1 protein-coding gene is annotated in these 379 nt (G+C 46.2%); it reads right to left on the bottom strand.

Translation table 11 applies throughout. The features are described 5' to 3' along the window. On the bottom strand, positions 1–379 hold a 379-nt coding region (locus CEW93_RS10710; protein ID WP_146416681.1), incomplete at both ends, for a Rha family transcriptional regulator.

Genomic DNA, 379 nt, shown 5'->3' with positions numbered 1-379 from the left:
ACTCGACCTGACCGTGTTTATCGAAGTGGATCAGTAATGCGCATCCATTATTTGGGGCGGGGGAGTTTTGTGCTGCAGGAGGACGTTTGTGGAGTTCTTCTTCCATTGCGTTAAATTTTTCAATGTAAGCTTCTTTTAGTCTGGCTGCTTTTTTGCCAGTAAATCCCATTACGAGGAACATGAAGCCGTCTTTTGTGATCAGGTAGCATCGTGATTCACGTTCTGCGCCGTTGCCAATTTCGACAGTCTGAACATCGGCCGAAAAGTTGGCTGATGTAAATTCGGGAGAGCAGTCGAGTGTGTCAATCTTAGCTAAAACGTGTTTATGTTGTTTATCGAAGTAGTCGGCAACAGCTTGAGAGGTGGTAACCAGGCGACC

Source organism: Moraxella sp. VT-16-12, assembly GCF_002224245.2.
GTDB lineage: Bacteria > Pseudomonadota > Gammaproteobacteria > Pseudomonadales > Moraxellaceae > Moraxella.
Note: the sequence above shows the minus strand (reverse complement) of the source record. Positions and strands in the feature narration are given on the sequence as shown.